The sequence below is a fragment of the Shinella oryzae genome, assembly GCF_023038235.1.
Taxonomy (GTDB): Bacteria; Pseudomonadota; Alphaproteobacteria; order Rhizobiales; family Rhizobiaceae; genus Shinella; species Shinella sumterensis.
This window is the reverse complement of record NZ_CP081988.1, coordinates 1,420,786-1,434,835: the sequence shown is the minus strand read 5'-3', so window position 1 is coordinate 1,434,835 and position 14,050 is coordinate 1,420,786. Positions and strand designations below refer to the sequence as shown.

Annotated in this window: 10 protein-coding genes and 1 pseudogene; 5 read left to right on the top strand and 6 right to left on the bottom strand. The window is 59.5% G+C overall.

Annotation, left to right across the window (positions count from 1 at the left end):
* Positions 1–193 precede the first annotated feature (193 nt).
* Together K6301_RS22850 and K6301_RS22845 are read left to right on the top strand one after the other, a co-directional pair.
* On the top strand, positions 194–1,282 hold the full coding sequence (locus tag K6301_RS22850; RefSeq protein ID WP_247221131.1) for a nucleotidyltransferase family protein: 1,089 nt from the start codon (positions 194–196) through the stop codon (positions 1,280–1,282).
* Positions 1,283–1,815: 533 nt separating this feature from the next.
* Positions 1,816–3,075 (top strand): annotated as a pseudogene (locus tag K6301_RS22845) (hypothetical protein); the annotation flags it as partial.
* A gap of 382 nt (positions 3,076–3,457) precedes the next feature.
* Here K6301_RS22845 and K6301_RS22840 read toward each other — a convergent pair.
* Entirely contained in the window at positions 3,458–4,102 is a 645-nt protein-coding gene (locus tag K6301_RS22840) for a TetR/AcrR family transcriptional regulator (protein WP_247221130.1), read from the bottom strand.
* Positions 4,103–4,265: 163 nt separating this feature from the next.
* Here K6301_RS22840 and K6301_RS22835 point away from each other — a divergent pair, with 163 nt between their 5' ends.
* The 3 genes from K6301_RS22835 to K6301_RS22825 are packed head-to-tail and all read left to right on the top strand — an operon-like array spanning position 4,266 to position 8,685.
* Entirely contained in the window at positions 4,266–6,413 is a 2,148-nt protein-coding gene (locus tag K6301_RS22835; RefSeq protein ID WP_247221129.1) for a TonB-dependent siderophore receptor, read from the top strand.
* A 13-nt stretch (positions 6,414–6,426) separates the two neighbouring features.
* Entirely contained in the window at positions 6,427–7,545 is a 1,119-nt protein-coding gene (locus K6301_RS22830; protein ID WP_247222494.1) for an ABC transporter substrate-binding protein, read from the top strand.
* 18 nt (positions 7,546–7,563) lie between these two features.
* Entirely contained in the window at positions 7,564–8,685 is a 1,122-nt protein-coding gene (locus K6301_RS22825; protein ID WP_247221128.1) for a siderophore-interacting protein, read from the top strand.
* Positions 8,686–8,817: 132 nt separating this feature from the next.
* On the opposite strand, the gene K6301_RS22820 is transcribed toward K6301_RS22825, so the two are convergent.
* The 5 genes from K6301_RS22820 to K6301_RS22800 are packed head-to-tail and all read right to left on the bottom strand — an operon-like array spanning position 8,818 to position 14,045.
* Positions 8,818–9,585 carry a TSUP family transporter gene (locus K6301_RS22820; protein ID WP_247221127.1) on the bottom strand — a complete coding sequence of 256 codons (768 nt, stop codon included), beginning with the start codon at positions 9,583–9,585 and terminating at the stop codon, positions 8,818–8,820.
* On the bottom strand, positions 9,582–10,745 hold the full coding sequence (locus K6301_RS22815; RefSeq protein ID WP_247221126.1) for a mandelate racemase/muconate lactonizing enzyme family protein: 1,164 nt from the start codon (positions 10,743–10,745) through the stop codon (positions 9,582–9,584). Before K6301_RS22815 ends, K6301_RS22820 begins: the two co-directional genes overlap by 4 nt.
* Before the next feature lie 6 nt (positions 10,746–10,751).
* Positions 10,752–11,486 (bottom strand): SDR family NAD(P)-dependent oxidoreductase, encoded by a 735-nt coding sequence (locus K6301_RS22810; RefSeq protein WP_247221125.1) that lies wholly within the window; start codon positions 11,484–11,486, stop codon positions 10,752–10,754.
* Positions 11,487–11,494: 8 nt separating this feature from the next.
* Positions 11,495–12,973, bottom strand: a complete 1,479-nt coding sequence (locus K6301_RS22805) for an NAD-dependent succinate-semialdehyde dehydrogenase (RefSeq protein WP_425475415.1) — start codon at positions 12,971–12,973, stop codon at positions 11,495–11,497.
* A gap of 25 nt (positions 12,974–12,998) precedes the next feature.
* Positions 12,999–14,045: a tagatose 1,6-diphosphate aldolase gene (locus K6301_RS22800; protein ID WP_247221124.1), complete on the bottom strand. Its 1,047-nt coding sequence runs from the start codon at positions 14,043–14,045 to the stop codon at positions 12,999–13,001.
* Positions 14,046–14,050 lie beyond the last annotated feature (5 nt).

Genomic DNA, 14,050 nt, shown 5'->3' with positions numbered 1-14,050 from the left:
AGGCCCGTGAGACGGGGGCTCGACATGCTGCTTGCTGAGCCAAGTTCAGCACCGCCTCATACCCGATTATCCACGCCTACCTGCGTATAGAAAAACCTTGCGGATGGGAGGAGTCAGGGCTCCTCCTGACAATCCCCTTGCTTTCGATGGGCAATTATACCATTTTAACAAAAATGGTATAACGGGCCAGACGATGAAACAAATAGATTTGATCTTCCGCACCATGGTTGCCGAACTCGGGCAGCGATTGCTCGACGCCACTTTCACAGCTGAGTTTCCGGTCCAAGGACGGTTTGTACCGGTCACGGTCAAGGACCGCAAGTACTGGTACTTCGACACGCCTGGGGATGATGGAGGAAAGAATCGACGATATGTCGGCCCCGCCGAGGACCCCGAAATTAACCGACGCGTGGAGAACTTCCAGTTCATCAAGGATGACGTTAAGGCGCGCCGGAAATTGGTGTCCACCTTAGTCCGCGAAGCAGGCCTGATCGCACCCGAAACATTCACGGGTAACGTCGTTGAAGCATTGGCCGACGCAGGACTTTTCAGATTGCGGGCCTGCCTTGTCGGCACGGTCGCCTTCCAGACGTATTCGGCTCATCTGGGGATCCGGCTACCGTCGGCTTCCGTTCTTACAGGTGATGCGGATATCGCTCAAGACTTTGCGATCTCCGCAGAGGTGCGGGACAGCCTTCCCCCCATCATAGACATTCTGCAGTCTATCGATCCGACATTCCGGGCGCTGCCTCATCGTTCCGGCTTTCCCCGCTCGACCTCTTTCCGGAACAACACCGGGTACAAGGTTGAGTTCCTAACGGGCAACCGCGGGTCCGACGAATATCTGGATAAGCCGGCGGACATGCCGGCATTGGGTGGCGCCTCCGCCGATCCCCTGAGGTTTCTGGATTTCCTTATCTATGAGCCCGTGAGGACAGTGCTGCTCCACAGAAGCGGTGTGTCGGTTATCGTGCCCGATCCCGCTCGCTTTGCAGTTCACAAGATCATTGTCGCAGGTCGCCGGCCGACAGAAACGATGAGCACGCTCAAGCGCGACAAGGATTTGCGTCAGGCAATGATCCTGTTTGAAGCGCTTCTTGAGACCGGCCGTGGTGATGGGTTAAGGGCTGCGATCGAGGAAGCAGTTGGGCGTGGCGATGGGTGGCGCGCAGCCATCAGGCAAGGCGCCCGCCATATCCCCTCGAAACAAGGGCCAGTTATTTTCGACACGTTTAAGGAATTGGGCTTCGATCTGAGGGAGAGAAGTGACCGAAAGACTTGAAGCAGCATACCGTTACCCTAAGGCGGGCAGATGTCGCGCGCCTATCCGCCTATGACGATCTCCTAAGCAGTATGGGCTGCCATGCAGTAGTTGGCGGCCGGGATCTCGTCGTTAGCGCGTACTTTATGGGTTTACCTTGCAGACCTGCTTCTGGGGGACCGACGTGGTGATCTATAGTTCGCACATAGCTCCATCGGAAAATCCGCGCAGGCACAGCTTCATACGGCTTCCGCCTATGTCCGACACATTACGCGCGAGAAAGCGGTGTCTTGGGCCGAATCTGCCAAGGCGTCGAACCGAACCTTGGTGGCAAAACGCGTCGACGCGCTGATCGTCTCGCCGCCCAAGTAGAACCGGGTCCGTGCGGCGACGGATCGAAGGCTTCCTCAGCGCCTGCCGGGATGCTGGTCTCAATGGCAGGGAGCGATGGGTGCATTTCTGTACCATCGCGCCTGAACATACGCATCCGATCGCCACAGGCGTGATGAAGGCGCGGCAGCAGCTCAGGCCCTATCGGAGCCGACAGCGTGATCAAAACCTCGACCCTGACTGCCATTGGCTTTCAACGGAATGGCGTCTGGGGGGAGGAAACGGCCTTTCAGAAGATCGAGCACCTCGGGTTGATGTTCGGCGCACTAGCTTCCTCACCGAATGGCGCAGTAAGAGGTTTCGGCGTACCGCTTAGCCAGTTGAGCTTTGGCCTTCTCGTCTTCCCCGGTGTTTGGGACTGGTATCTGCAGTGGCGGGAACAGCGGCGCGGTTTCTATACAAAATGGGAAGAAGACATGCTGATGGTCGCCCAGGCTCTTACTCGCGCGGACGTCGGCTGGATACGGCAGCACCCGGAGCTACTTCAAAACGTCAGAGCGATTACAGGCTTGATTGAGCGGGAAGAAATTGAATTCGCGGCCCGTAACTGGCATGGTGCGTGCGACGCATTTCATCGGCACGCGGCCAACCGGTCGAAGGAAATTCAGCGTGCCATGCGCGTCCATCGCGATCCATTCGAGCCGATCATGTGCGTCCTGGAGGCAGAGAGTCCATTGGCGGAATATCGCAAGATAACCGATGAGATTCTTGAACGCATGCCGGATGAGAACAGATATCCCCGGCCGGCGGCCGAAGCCGTCAGATCATTCCTGCTGCTTCGGCTTGGCCTGCACCTTGGGCTGCGGCAAAAGAACCTTCGCCAATTGCGCGTCTGCCCACGCGGACATTATCCGACCTCAGAACGCCGACTAGAAGACATGAAATGCGGAGAGTTGCGCTGGAGCGACCGCGACAATGGGTGGGAGGTTCTCATCCCATCGGTCGCCTTCAAAAACTCGGGCTTCTCCTTCTTCGGACAAAAGCCATTCCGGTTGATTTTGCCCGACCTTCTTGATCTCTACAAATACCTCGACGCGTATATCGACAGGCATCGTGGAGTTCTGCTCGGCGGTGCGAAAGATCCCCAAACGCTATTCGTCAAGACGGTGAAAACGACCAGCATTAATGCTGCTTACAATTCGACCACATTTTACGAGGCTTGGCGGACTGTCATCCAACGTTACGGCATCTATAATCCCTATACCGGGCGGGGTGCGATCAAGGGCCTGCTGCCGCATGGACCGCATAACCTGCGGGACATTCTTGCGACGCATATTCTGAAACAGACCGGATCCTACGATCAGGCAAGCTATGCCATTCAAGATACGCCAGATGTCGTGCAGCAGCACTACGGTCGCTTCTTGCCGCAAGACAAGGCGGCCCTGGCTGCCAAAATCCTCAACCAAGTTTGGGAAGCTGCGTAAAATCGAATGAGAAATTCGGCTCGGATAGTGATGACAGTCTCCGTCCGAGCCGACCTCTTCGTTTCGCGCCTTGAAGGGATATGAACCTTCGACCCGTTAATACGAAATTCCCTCAGTAAGAGATTCATATGCTAACCAAGATCTTGGCCTCACCGCACGACTGATTTGGGGCTGGGACCAAATGACCCGTTCCAATGTACAAACTGGGACAGCGTTCATTTATCGACAATTCTAGACGAGGCAGCTCGGAACCTCCAAGTCATTCGCAGCTGGTTCGTGACATCACAAAGTGGCATAGGCACCACTGGTTGCAAGCTTCGGTTGCGACAGCGCGCTTGATTTCAAACTACAGAATCCTTCACAAAAATGGTCTCCCCTGCCGTTAGCTGTCGGCCGATATTCCTCTGTAGAGCCAGTTCCAGGTCCTGTTGAAATGCAGATCGACCGACTGCCTCGTATCAAATTCGGCGCTGCCCATCATCGCGGATGAGGTTGGCATTGCGACAAGACAGTGGATGAGATGGTTGGCGATCAGGCTCACATCCCCGGTCGCAACCATGCCCGCATCCTGCGCTGTCTGTACGGCATCGACGAGCCGGCTCATGATCGGATCGGGCTGCGGCGGGATCGGCCTATTCTTTTCGAACACGACAGCTTCACTGAAGCTGATGCGCTTCAATGCAATGAGGTCCGGCTCCATGTTGATATGCAGCATTTCGAGCATCAGGGCACGCAGACGCTCAAGAGCGTTGCCCTGTGGCATCGGTAAGTCTCTCAACCGCGCCACCGCTCGGGCGTGTGCGTGTTCTACCACGGCTTCAAACAGGGCAACTTTTGAGGGAAAGCGGCGATAGACAGTATCCTTGCCTGCCCCGCACTGCGAAGCGACCTGCTCCATTGAGGTGCCGGCATAGCCGCGCGTGGCAAAGAGCGTAGTCGCAGCAGCGATTATGCGTTCGGCTGCGGCGTTCTGTTCCGCCTTCAAGGGACGACCGACCCGCGCTACGCCATTTGTTCTTTCCGACACCAGATTTCCTCCGCACTTGCCCGTGCCCGGCCTGTTTGAAGACGCCGAACAGGTTTGCCAACATAAAAGTTGACCAACGTTTTCATATTAACTGGACAGGACGGTCCCGTTTGATTTATTCACTCTAGCAGATTTCCCAAGCTTCGACCATGGGGGCGAATTCGTGAAGCAAGGTCATTCAATTAGAACCATTCTGACGGCCACAACCTTTCTGGCTGCGACCCATTCCTTTGCTCAAGAGCAGGCCACACAATTGGATACAATTGTCATAAAGGGCAATAGTAGCGCGGCCGAAACATCCCCGACTATCACCGGCAAGACTACTCGGTCGGCAACCAAGACCGCAACACCTGTAGCCGAAACGCCGCAATCCGTTACGGTCATAACGCGCAAGCAGATCGACGACCAGAACCCGCAAACGGTCGGTGAGGCGCTGCGCTACACAGCGGGTGTGTTGTCGGACAGAGACTCCAATTCGCGATACGATTCCGTATTTCTGCGGGGCTTCGGCGCATTTGGAACGGCGACCAACTATGTGAATTATCTGGATGGCTTGAAACTTCAACGCGGTCAGGCCTTTGCAACACCCTCCATTGATCCGTTTCTCCTTGAGCGCATCGACGTCCTGAAGGGGCCGGCAGCACTTCTTTATGGCCAGGTGAGCCCCGGCGGGCTCGTCAATCAGGTCAGCCGCAAGCCATCGAGCGTGCCGTCGAACGAGGCAAGGCTTGAAGTCGGGACCGATGGAAGGGTTCAGAGCGGTCTTTATTCCACCGGCCCGATCACCACGGATGGAACATGGCAATATGGTATCGGCATTGTAGGCCGTTCCTCTGGAACACGCTATGACGATGTGGATGAAAAGCGTCTCGGCATTGCGCCATCCCTCAAGTGGCAGCCGGACGAAGATACCTCGCTCGTTCTTTCCGGCTATTATCAGCGCGATCCGGAAGGGGGCTATTTCAACTCGCTTTATCCGAAGTTTCTGGCGCCTGCAGGCTATGACGGTTTCCTCAGTCGGGACCTCAATGTCGGGGATCCGAATTATGACGCGTTCAGGCGCACCCAGTATGGTGCCGGTTACGAGTTCGAGCACAGGTTCGATGACCAGGTGACCGTCCGCTCCAACTTCCGATATTCCGACGTGGATACCGATATGCGTTCGCTCCAGATGAACGGGCCAATGTCCGCGACGGGTATTATTCCCCGCTGGGCTGTCCATTCCATCGAGGACGCCGAAGGCTTTTCCTTCGACAACCAGGCTGAATTCAAGTTCGAATCCGGCGCCATCGGTCACACGCTTCTTGCCGGCCTCGACATTCAGCGCTCAAGCAGCAGTTGGGAATATTTGCTGGGTGGCGCGACGCCACTTGATGTGGCCAATCCCGTCTACGGCCGACCGATCGGCCCGTTCATAACGGCGGTCGATAATGATCAGTCGCTTCGCCAGACAGGCATATATCTTCAGGATCAGATCGAGATCGGCGGGCTGCGCGGCGTTATCGGAGTGCGGCACGACTGGGCCAGTCAGGACACTGACAATCTCCTCGCCGGAACATCGTTTAAACGATCCGACAGCGCAACAAGCTATCGCGCCGGCCTGCTTTACCGTTTCGATAACGGCGTAGCACCGTATGTCAGCTATTCCACTTCGTTCGAACCCTCCACCAGCGTTGGCGCTAATGGCAGTCCGTTCAAGCCGACGGAAGCACAGCAATATGAGCTAGGCGTCAAATACCAGCCTTCAGGGCTGGACGCCATGTTTACGCTCTCCGCTTTCGATATTCGCCAACAAAATGTGGTCTATTACAACGCCTCATCAGGCTTCAATGAACAACCGGGTGAGATCCACTCCCGCGGGTTGGAGTTCGAGGCGAGGGGGAACCTCACCAGCAATCTCGAGCTGATCGCTGCGGTTTCTCTGCTTGACACTGAAGTTTCCGAATCCGGCATGACCTCGATCATAGGCAACCGGCCGCAGGCTGTCCCGCGCTACTACGGTTCTCTTTGGGCGAACTACACCGTCGATTCCGGTGCGCTGGAGGGCTTAAGCATCGGCGGCGGAATGCGTTTTGTCGGCTCCAGCTATAGTAACGACACCAATACGGTGAAAGCCGATGGCTATACCCTGCTTGACGCCGCACTTCACTATGATTTTGGAGCAACGAACCCGAAACTCAAGGGGCTGCAGGCGACACTGAACATCACCAACCTGCTCGACAAGGACTATTACTCCTCCTGCAGTTCCGAGTATTATTGCCAGTACGGCAACGGCCGCACGGTGCTCGCCGGCCTGAGATACAAATGGTGATGTCGCCGTGATTATGACGAGAAGAAACTTTTGCATCTCTTTTGCGGCAGCCGGCATCCTTTCCGGCATTCAGCCCGCGGGAGCCGAAGAGCCGATTACCGTGATTGATATGGCAGGGCGCGAAGTGCACCTCCCTGCCCTGCCAAAAAGGATCGTTCTGCTGGAGGCGCATGACCTGCTGATGATGTCGCTCCTGCATCGCGATCCTGCTTCGCTGGTCGTGGGCTGGGCGGCCGTTGATCGGCTCGACAGCGGCGAGTTGCAGACTAAACTGCTAAACGGCCATTCCGTCAGCACCGTGGGGATGCTGGGCCCGGAAACAATTTCGCTTGAAGGGCTGATCGCCCTGTCTCCCGACCTCATCGTGACCACGGCTTTCATGACGCCGCAGGGTGATGAGAATTCCCTGCTGCAGCAACTGAACGAGATCGGCATTCCGGTGGTGTTCAGCGACGCCTCCTCAAACGCCGCCGATGAGGCGCGGGCAGGCGGCCCGGTTGATGCGATGAAAGCATCCACGCGCATGTGGGGAACACTTCTGGGTGCTTCAAACAAAGCCGAGGCTTACACCGCCTTTGTTGAGCGGGAACTGGCGGGCATTGCCACGCGCATTTCAGGTGTGAAGCCCGTCACGACCTATCTGGAGGTTCAGTCAACGGTCGATGACTGCTGCTGGGCGGCGGGCAGAAAGAACTGGGGCGAATTGCTGGCGCTGGCCGGCGGTCAGCCGCTTCCCGGCGTGAGCGCGCCGTGGTTTGAGAAACTTTCGCTCGAATATCTTCTTGCCACACCGCATGAGGTCTACATCGCCTCCGGCGGCGGCTGGGCTTCTGGCGGCCGTCCTTCCATCGGTCCCGGGATCGACGCCGAACAGGGTAAACGGGGATTGCAGCGCCTGATCGAGGGCCGAACGGGTTTTCAACATCTGCCAAGCGTTCGTTCAAAGCGCGTTTACGGGATATGGACCGGGTTGATCACCAACTTGCCACTCAACGTGCTGTTTATCGCGCAGGCAGCCAGATGGCTGCATCCCGATCGATGTGCCGATATCGATCCAACCGCTATTCTCGACACCATCAATCGCGACTTTGCAGCGTTTCCCATAAAGGGACCGCTGTGGGCGACGATCTGAGACAAGGAGCCACGCCCGATGCCATCGACCAGCAACAACCGATACCGCGCACATGCCGCAGTCCAGTTTGAAAAGATTGACGACTATATCGAACCTATTGTTGAATCGATTGCAACGCACGACATGACCGTTAGAAAGGCAGGTGGCATTCATCATATCCATTCGCCATTCGGCGATGCCACGTTCGAGGCGAAGGCAAACGGTTTTCGGTTGACGGCAGAAGCCTCCGATCCGGGCGGACTGAACCGACTAAAACATGCTCTGGTCGGGCCGATCGGTTTTATCGCCGCCCGTGAAAATCTCGATATTCAGTGGGAAGGCCATCATGCGGATCCAGCCTTGCCCGACGATCTGCGTATTTTGCGGGTGCAGACCATTGAGGACCTGTCGCCCGGCTTTCGCAGGATCATTTTCGAGGGCGAGAACCTCGAACGTTACGATCGCAAGGATCAGCTCCACTGTCGTCTTATTTTTCAGCCACGCGACATCGCCGCGCCACGCTGGCCGCTAATTGACCATCGTGGGCATGTCGTCTGGCCGGACAATACTGCGGTTCCGACGCGCGTCTATACGATCCGCTTTATCGACACGGCAAGACAGACGATCACAATCGATTTCGCGCTCCATGCCAACCCCGGCCCCGCGACCACGTGGGCGATGAATGCACGGGCAGACGACATCGTCGGCATTCTGGGGCCCGCAGCGAATGGCCCAAGGCAGGCGCACTTCTACGTTCTCGCCGGCGACGAGACCGCCTTGCCCGGTATCGCTAGAATTCTCGAGGATCTGCCGCCGACGGCAATCGGCCATGCCTTCATCGAAGTTGACACTTCAGCCGACAAGTTACCGCTTTTTTCGCAAAGCGGCATGTCGATCCAATGGTTATATCGCAACGGCAAGAGTGCAGGCACCACGACGCTGCTCCAGGATGCCATTGGCTCCATTCGATGGCCGGCATGCCGAGAGAGCGTCTTCTTCTGGGGTGGATGTGAACACAAAGCCTTCAGTGCAATCCATCGGCATCTGAGGAAACAGGTCGGGCTTCCCCAGGGATGCTTCGTGCTTTATTCGCACTGGCACCGGTGTCTCAGCGAGGAAGATATCATCGCTGCAGGTGCAGATGCCTATCTACCTCAGTGACAGCGAGTGGCGGTTCACGAAATAGAACCCATGATCGGACATTTCCCGCTTAATGCTCTTGAAGGGAGATGAACGGTAGACACCTCTCGTCTTGGTTGCCGAGCATTACTTTTCAATTGGCAGAGGCCGATTTCAGACGGACCAAAGTCCGAGGACGACAGGCGCCACCAGCGAGACGCCGGATAAGACCAGCAGCACGAATGCGCCTCGACGCAGGGTCCGTACCGAGCATGACGGGGCCAAGCGGTGGGCCAGATAGGTCGAGAGGAGGACGGTTGGCAGTCCGGCGGCTGCCCATAGAAGTGCATGGCTTTGCCAGTCGCCATGCACGGCCACAAGACCGAGCCTGAACAAGGAATTGATCGCGAATATCGATACGAGCGTCTCGCGAACCTTTGGATGCGTCAAGGGCTGCCGGTAGAACTGGAATACCAACGGCGGCCCCGCCGTGGAGAAGAGCCCGCCCATCAGGCCACCAAGCCCGCCGAAGAACATGAAAGACAAGCCACCGGACAGTCGCACCAGCGGGAATGGCCGCAAGATCAACTGAAGGCTCGACACGATGATGGCAACGCCGAGAATGAGGCGCAGCACCGACAGCGACGAAGCTGCCAGAAGCGCTAGCAGCCCGTATCCGGCGATGACCATCGGCAGTGCACCGGCAAGCGAGAAGAGGAGAGGTTTTACGGCAATGTCCCGCCAGCCTTTCGCCAGCACCATCACGGCATTGGCAAGCGTCAACAGGCTGACGACGATAGCCGCCTCGGGCAAGGGCATGAGCCCGATCAAGGCCAGCGCCGCCATCAGGAGCAAGCCGAATGCGAAGCCTGTCAAGGTTTGCACAAACGCCGCGATGAAAGCAAGCGCGGCAAAGACGATGACATCAGCCGGTGCGATCATGCCACGACGCCGGACATCGGATCGCAGACGCGGAAGGGTTCCAGCCGATCCATGTCCGGCACAGCGCCGAGGCCCGACCCGTCCGGCAACCCGAGCATTCCACCGTCCAACGCGGGCCAGGCGGGCGCGATCGCGTCGCGAAGCGGGTTCGGATTGACGTCGATTTCAAGCAGGCCGTCCCCCCCGGCTGCCGCCAGGATATGGGCCGAAGCGACAAGGCCGATGCCGGCGCCCAGAAAATGCGGGCAGTAGCGCCGGCCGGCGGCAAGTGCCGCGCGGGCCACCGCTCTGCATCCTGTCGGCCCGCCCCACTTTGCCGCATCAGGCTGAATGACCGAGAGATGGCCCGCGCCGATAGCGGAGCGGAATGCCTTCAGGCCGGCAAGATTTTCCCCGCCGGCCAGCGGCGTCTCGGTCGCCCGCGCAAGCTCGCCCCAGACCGCCGGCCCGGCGTCGACCCGCACCGGTTCCTCCAGCCAGCCAAGGCTCAGATCAGCGGTCGCCAGAAGAAAGGCGCGCGCCGCATCGGGCGAAAACGCCTGGTTGGCGTCGGCATAAAGCGTTTCGTTCGGCAGCAGGCTTTCGGCAAGCTCACGGATAAGCGCCAGGTCGCGGTCGAAGTCGAAACCGACCTTCACCTTGAAGTCGCGGTACCCGGCCGCGCGTGCCTGCGGCACGACCGTTCTGGCGTCGCGAATATGGATGCCGCTGGCATAAGCACGCACTGCCCGGGCGGCATCCGGCGATAATGCGGCGGCGAGCGGAATACCGTGACGACGGGCAATGAGATCCCAATAGGCCATGTCGAAGCCGGCGATGACCTGGGCGTAAGGCCCGACTTCCCCGGTCTGCAGAACGAGAATGTGGGTCTTTGCCGTCAGTTCCTTCCAAAGCTCCGCCGGATCGGGCAACGGCCTGTCGAGGACGCGCGGCGCGATATCGGAGGTGAGCAGTCGGGCGCGGTGCTCCGCGCCGCAGCCCGGCCAGTTGCACCAGATCTCTCCCCAGCCGACAAGCCCCCCATCGTCCTCCAGCCGCACCAGGACGGCCGGCCGGTCCCGCATCGTACCGAATGACGTCGAAACCGGCTTTTCGAGCGGCACGCGGAAGACGTGCGCCTCAACGGACCTGATAACGCAGGATGGGAAAGCCGTTGTCATCGCACCTCAACCCGCAAGGAAGCCGCCGTCGACGGCATAGACCGTGCCGGTGGCGTAGCGGGCGGCCGGCATGGTGAGGAATATCACAGCGCCGGCCACCTCGTCCGGCTGGCCCCAGCGCTTCAGAGCGGTACGCGCGGCGATGCGGTCGCGATGCGCGATGTCCTTGCGGCCCTCGCTGTTGATCGCTGTTTCTATATAGCCGGGGGCAACCGCGTTGACGCGGATCCCCTCCTCGGCCCAGGCGAGCGCCAGAGCCTTGGTCAACATGACGACGCCGCCCTTGCTGGCGCAATAGGCCGGAAGACGCGGCAATGCGGCAAAGGCGTTCATGGAGGCAATGTTGACAATCGATCCTCCGCTGGCAGCAAGATGCGGGCGAAAGGCCATGGAGGTCCGGAAGGTGCCGGTCAGGTTGACGTCGAGCACGCGCTGGAATGTTTCGATGCGGTACTCCTCGTCCCGGGCGAGGATGCCAGCGCAATTGACGAGCGCATCCACCCGTTCGAAGCGTGCGGCGAAAGCCTCGACCGCGTCGTCGGACGTGACATCCAACACCTCGAGGTCGACCGTCGGCAGATTGGACAGCGGCGAATCGTCGAGCGCTGCTCGATCGTGACCGGTAGCAGTAACCTTTGCACCGCGCGCGTGAAATAGTCTGGCGATCGCCGAGCCGATACCTCCCACACCGCCGACAACGACGGCGTGGAAGCCGGACGGAAAGGCAAAAGGATCTTCCATGCCGTCCCTCAAATGCCTGCCACGGCGACATATTTCAATTCAAGGAAGCCCTCGATGCCGTAGGATGAGCCCTCACGTCCCACGCCCGACTGCTTGACGCCGCCGAAAGGCGCCATCTCGTTGGCGAGCATGCCTGTGTTAACGCCCACCATGCCTGCCTCCAGCGCCTCGGCGACCCGCCAGACTCGGCCGAGATCGCGCGCATAGAAATAGGACGCAAGCCCGAATTCGCTGTCATTGGCCATGGCGATGACCTCTTCCTCGGTGCGGAAGGTGATGATCGGGGCGAGCGGCGCGAAAGTCTCTTCTTTCGCGACCTTCATGTCCTGCGTAATGCCGGTCATGACGGTCGGTTCGAAGAAGGTGCCGCCGAGTGCGCTGCGCTTGCCGCCCGTGAGAACCCGCCCCCCCTTCGCGAGCGCATCGCTGACGTGTTCCTCCATCTTCATGACAGCCCGCTCGTCGATCAGCGGCCCCTGGCCAACGCCCACCGCCGTGCCGCGGCCGAGTGTGATCGCCGAGACCTTTTCCAGAAGCTTTGTCGTGAAGGTCTCTGCCACGCTCTCCTGTACATAGATGCGGTTCGCGCACACGCAGGTCTGGCCCGCATTGCGGAACTTCGAGATCATCGCCCCCTCGACCGCTGCATCGATGTCAGCATCGTCGAAGACGATGAAAGGCGCGTTGCCGCCAAGTTCAAGCGACAGCCGCTTGATTCCGTCGGCGGCTTCCTTCATCAGCCAGCGCCCGACGCCGGTGGAGCCGGTGAAGGTTATCTTGGCAATTTTGGGGTTATGGCAGAACTCCATCCCGATCGGCCGCGCCTCGCCTGTGACGACCGAGAAGACACCAGCCGGCACGCCCGCACGCTCAGCAAGGACCGCGAGTGCAAAGGCGGACAGCGGCGTCTGGGCCGCAGGCTTCAGCACCATCGCGCAACCGGCAGCAAGAGCCGGGCCCGCCTTTCGCGTGATCATCCCGTTGGGGAAGTTCCAGGGCGTGATGGCCGCGCAGACGCCCACGGGCTGCTTGAGCACCATGATGCGCTGGTTGCGGTTCGGTCCGGGGATTATGTCGCCGTCGATGCGTTTTGCCTCCTCGCCAAACCATTCCAGATAGGCGGCGTTGGAGACGATTTCGCCCCGGGCCTCGGCGAGAGGCTTGCCCTGTTCGGCAGTCAAGATCTGGGCGAGATCGTCGGCATTCTCGATGATGAGTTCGTACCAGCGCCGCAGGACGACGGCCCGCTCCTTTGCGGACCGGCGTGCCCAATCCACCTGCGCGACGGCTGCGGCGTCGATGGCTTGGCGAACCACATCCACGCCGAGATCGGGTACATGGGCGATGACCGATCCGTCGAAGGGATCCGTGACCGCGATGGTCCTGCCGTCCTTGGCGCCCAGCCAGCGTCCACTCACATAGGCCTTGTCGGTCAGTAGGGACCGGTCCGTCAGGGCAGCAACCGGCCGTGTCGATCGATCGTCCATGGTCATTCCTTCCACTAATGGTTCGTCAGGCAGCGGCATAGCTGCTGGCGAAGTCACCTTCATTGCGAATACCCTGGAAGGCCGGAGCCGGTGGGGTCCAGCGCGGGGCCTTAGCGGCGGTGAGTGCGCTTAAGCGCTCCACCACCGCGACACCTTCATTCCCAAGTGCTGCGGCGACGGCCGCCGTATCCGGGAAATGTGAACGGATTGCATTGAGCCAGATAGTACGGCCGGCCAGGAAACCGCCTGCGCCGGCGGCATAGGCGTAATCGAGCACCCGCTCGAACTTCTCCGTCGCCGCGCCCCCCGAAAGCAGAACCCACGGGATGCCCGCGCCGGCGCAGATCTTACCGATCGCATCGAACTCCCGCTGCGCGGCCTGAGCGGCCTCGCTTCCATCCCGCACAGGCAGGCTGTTTGCGGCAAGCGGGCTTTCGAGCTTCAGCAGATCGACCCCGTATTCGGGCTTTGCGAATTCGCGCACGCTTTCGATGACCAGTTCCGGCAGCTTGGTCGGAGATTCGACATAGTCCGCCGTGTGGTTCGCCGAGCCGAGGAACGGGAAGACGAGCAGCTCCAGCACATATGCGATGTCGTGGCGACGGCACTCTTCACCGATCTTGCGCACGAATTCCTTCTGGTGTTCCAGCACGTCGGCTGACGCGTCCGGCCGGTACCACGCCAACACCTTGACCGCATCGCCGCCGAGACGGCGTATCTTCTCGACGCTCCAGTCGGCGATGACCTTGGACTTGCGCCCGCCTTCGGTTTCCTGTGTACGGTGGTCCTCCAGCGTGACGATCAGCCCGCATTCCGGCGGCAGCACGTCGATGGCGGCGGGAATGGCGTAGTTCGGGTCGAACAGCATGGAGCTGCAATGCGGGGCGAGGTTTTCGACCAGAAGCCGCTTTGCCGTGATGACGTCCGAGAACGGCACGTCCGACTTGTTGATGCCCCGCGCTGCAGCGATGGCCTCGAAAAGCGGTGGGCGCTGATCGAGCGCCACCATGCAGAAATGACCGTCCTTGTTGGCGAGACGGGCGAGACCACGGGTTTTACCAAGTGTCAACATGACGT

Excerpts from the sequence above, each read along its gene's own strand:
- K6301_RS22850 (WP_247221131.1), top strand. The coding sequence starts at position 194 with ATGAAACAAATAGATTTGATCTTCCGCACCATGGTTGCCGAACTCGGG.
- K6301_RS22830 (WP_247222494.1), top strand. The coding sequence starts at position 6,427 with ATGACGAGAAGAAACTTTTGCATCTCTTTTGCGGCAGCCGGCATCCTT.
- K6301_RS22825 (WP_247221128.1), top strand. The coding sequence starts at position 7,564 with ATGCCATCGACCAGCAACAACCGATACCGCGCACATGCCGCAGTCCAG.
- K6301_RS22820 (WP_247221127.1), bottom strand. The coding sequence starts at position 9,585 with ATGATCGCACCGGCTGATGTCATCGTCTTTGCCGCGCTTGCTTTCATC.
- K6301_RS22815 (WP_247221126.1), bottom strand. The coding sequence starts at position 10,745 with ATGACAACGGCTTTCCCATCCTGCGTTATCAGGTCCGTTGAGGCGCAC.
- K6301_RS22810 (WP_247221125.1), bottom strand. The coding sequence starts at position 11,486 with ATGGAAGATCCTTTTGCCTTTCCGTCCGGCTTCCACGCCGTCGTTGTC.
- K6301_RS22805 (WP_425475415.1), bottom strand. The coding sequence starts at position 12,973 with ATGGACGATCGATCGACACGGCCGGTTGCTGCCCTGACGGACCGGTCC.
- K6301_RS22800 (WP_247221124.1), bottom strand. The coding sequence starts at position 14,045 with ATGTTGACACTTGGTAAAACCCGTGGTCTCGCCCGTCTCGCCAACAAG.